Source organism: Pontibacter toksunensis (assembly GCF_042686245.1).
GTDB lineage: Bacteria > Bacteroidota > Bacteroidia > Cytophagales > Hymenobacteraceae > Pontibacter > Pontibacter toksunensis.
On the sequence record NZ_JBHUOX010000067.1, the window covers coordinates 1 to 3,882 of the forward strand.

The following is a 3,882-nucleotide window of genomic DNA, read 5'->3' on the forward strand; positions in this document are numbered from 1 at the left end:
ATGACATGAGGGGTGCCCTCGTGAAGCGGATAGCCGCCGGGGCGGCCGAAGGCGGCAGGCGCTATGAGCACACCCTCTCTGTAGAAGGTATGGGCAAAGGCCTCTACCTGGCCAGACTAACAACCCGAAACATAACTCAAACAGCTAAGATGGTTGTGCAGCGATAGAGACTACATAAGTTATACTTAACCCTTACACTTGCGGAGGACAAAGTTGGAAAATCACACGCCCTGCATTAGGCTGATATGCAAGGCGTGTGATTTTTTTACAATGAGACAGCACAAAAATCTATTGTAAATATGAAAGATAATTTTCCAAAAGCTGCCTCTTTTTATACCCATCCGGCATAAAGTTATTATGCAGTTGTTGTTTGAATAACTTTTCAGACAATAACTGCACAGTGCCTTTACCCCCAAGAAAACTATGTTCATGTACAGCATTCTACTTGGCTGAGCCTAGCTAGCACACCAAGGCTATGGAACATATAGTATGGTGCCGCTGAATAACCTGTTACAGTTACAAAGTTCGAAGCCTTTCTGCCAACGCCACTTTAAAACTTCAGAAAATACTGCTTCATGTTACATAAAACTATTTAGGAACTTCCTTGGCAAAATATAATAATTCAAGATGCAAAATTTATTCTCCCTTATCGAACTTATATCCACCTCCCATTTAATGCCTTATACTAAATTTTATAAGTTATAACTAAATAAAGATAAATTATAAATTATATTAATACGTAATCAAGAATAACATTAATCCTAAATCTTCTTAAACCGACCTGAAGACAATGTCGCCCTATACCTGCTTATAAATCACTGATAAAGCACACAAGACAGCATCTTACCAAACTCTCAAACAAAAAGCTTTAGATATGAAAATATTTACATCTTTACTTGCATTACAATTGCTCCTGACCCTGATTTGTTTACCTGCAGCTGCTCAAGAGCCTATACTGGGGTGGGAACAACGCTACGATGGCCAAGGTAGTTGGGCTGATGAACCCACTGCTATGGCGGTGGACGAAGAAGGTTATAGTTATATAACCGGTACCAGCAGAGGAGTTGGTATCGTTAAAATCATCACCATCAAATATTCTCCGACTGGCCAGCAGGTTTGGGCAGTTAAATCTGAAGTTGATGCCACTGCCAGAGCTGTTGCTGTCGACAATGCCGGCAGCGTATATGTTACCGGCTTTAGTGAAGATAGTAACACAGGGGCAAACTTTATCACCTTCCGCTACGATGCCACTACAGGCGAACAAGTATGGAGCCAACAATACGATGGCCCCGACAACAATTTTGACTTTCCTGTTGCCATTGTCGCCAATAACGGCAGTGTTTATGTTACCGGCGACAGCTTTGATAATGAAACCAAGTCTGACTACGCAACCGTCCGATACGACGCGGCCACCGGCGAAGAACTATGGGTGATGCGCTATAATGGTCCCGATAACCTCTTAGATGAAGTGAAAGACATTGCTGTAGATGAGACAGGTGGGGTATACGTAACGGGCAGAAGCTATGAAGCCTATGCCACCATACGCTACGATACTGAAACAGGCGAGGAGGTATGGGTGAAGCGATACAGCGGTTTAGGAACCGGTTTGAATATAGCCTCAGCCATTGCTGTTGATGATGCTGGAGGCGTGTATGTAACGGGCTCCAGCAGTGGCGACTATGCCACCATCCGCTACGAAGCCACCACCGGTTCTGAGACCTGGGTAGCGCGGTATAACGGTTCTGATTATGGCTTTGACGATGCTAAAGACATTGCTGTTGATAACAACGGTGGCGTGTACGTAACAGGCTCCAGTGCCGGCGACTACGCCACAGTCGGCTATCATTCAGAAACGGGTCAGGAGGTTTGGGTTAAGCGGTATAACGGCCCTGATGGCGGCAATGACGAAGCTAAATTTATAGTTTCTGACAATGCCGGTGGCGTAACGGTAAGTGGCAGTAGCCCCGGCTACCAGAGCGGCACCGGCATTGACATTGCCACCGTACATTACACTGCAGAAACGGGTGAAGAGAAGTGGGTGCAGCGCTACAACGGGCCCGCCAACGGCAATGATGAAGTCAGGGCGATGGCTACCGACATGGCCGGCAGCATCTATGTTACAGGATCGACAAACTCCGATATCGTGACAATCAAATACCTTATTGCAACAGGCCAGGAAGCATGGATGCAGTATCATGATGAAACGGGAAGCCTGATAGATGAACCCGTGGACATGGCTGTGGACAAATCGGGCAACAGCTACGTGACAGGCACCAGCAGAGGAGTTGGCTTTGAAAACATCACTACTATAAAATATGATCCTTCAGGCCAGCAGCTCTGGGTTGCAAAATTTGAGGGCACTTCCAGCGCAAGAGGCATCGACATAGACGAGGCAGGCGGCATATACGTAACGGGCAGAAGCACCAGCAGCGGCACCTCCTCAGACTATATTACCATCAGGTACGATGCCGAAACAGGTACTCAGACCTGGGCCACCTTGTACAACGGGGCTGCTAATGGTACAGACGAAGTCAGTGCCATTGCTGTTGACGAGGCTGGTGGAGTTTACGTAACAGGCAGAAGCATCAGCACCTCTTCAGACTATGCTACTGTCCGCTATAATACCGCCACCGGAGAAGAAACATGGGTCATGCGTTATAATGGCGCCACTGATGGCTATGACCAGCCCACTGCAATAGCCGTGGACCGTACCGGTGGTGTATATGTGACTGGATATAGTGACAACAACGGCAACCAGGACTATGCTACCATCCGGTACGATGCCGCCACCGGGCAGGAATCGTGGGTGCAGCGGTATAGTGGGGCTTCGAACGGTTTTAGTGCTGATCAGGCCACTGCCATAGCCGTTGACAACAATGGCGGTGTGTATGTTACCGGCTCCAGTTTCGGCGAAGGCACCGGTCCGGACTATGCCACTGTGCGATACGATGCCACTACCGGAAACGAAACTTGGGTTACGCAGTACAATGGTCCTGCCAACAAAACAGATGAGGCCACTGCCATAACTACAGACAACAGCGGTGGCGTGTACGTTACCGGCTCCAGCACAAATGAAAATACAGCTCCGGACTTTGCCACCGTCCGCTACGAAGCCGCCACGGGCGAAGAGACCTGGGCACAGCGTTACAACGGTCCTGCCAACGGCTTTGATGAGGCCCGGGCTATAGCCGTCGACAATGTGGGGGGAGTATACGTGTCAGGCAGAAGCATCAATACCTCTCATGACATTGCCACCATCCGCTACAGTACGTCCACCGGCGAAGAGACGTGGGTTGAACTATACGATGGGGCAGACAACAACGATGAAGAAGTGAGAGCCATCGCTGTTAACAGCGATGGCAGTGTTTACATCACCGGCTTTACCTTTAGCCCTGTTACAGGCAACGACTTCCTGACCATCAAGTACAGCCAGCAGACAATCGAGTGCCCGGCTACTGCCGATGATGCCATTGCAGGCAGTTCCACCGTTGCGGCGGGCACTGAAGGCGCTGTGTACTATTTATCTGGTCCCGCCCCGCTTTTTACTGTGTGGAGCATCACCGACAGCGAAGGTAATTCTCTTACTGATTTCACCGGCCAGGACAGCCCTACCATCTCCGTCGACTGGCCCTCTGCTCCAGATTTTTACAGGATAAGCCTCACCTACGTTACACAAGAAGGCTGCACCCTCAGCACCGCACCTCTTTACGTGCACGTGTATGCCCCCGACGCCGGCTTTGTGACCGGTGGCGGCAGGATAGAGTCACCCGCCGCCCCTGCCTATGAATTTATGCAAACCAGCAAAAGGGCGCACTGGAGCCTGGTGGCCAGGTACAGCAAAAGGAACGGGGAAGAGGACCAGGTGCAGGGTTCGACCATGCT

At 49.6% G+C, this 3,882-nt stretch carries 1 protein-coding gene; it reads left to right on the forward strand.

The features are described 5' to 3' along the window. Positions 1-874 precede the first annotated feature (874 nt). Positions 875-3,882, forward strand: a 3,008-nt coding sequence (locus ACFS7Z_RS27005) for an SBBP repeat-containing protein (protein ID WP_377492513.1), incomplete at its 3' end; no start/stop codon positions are given.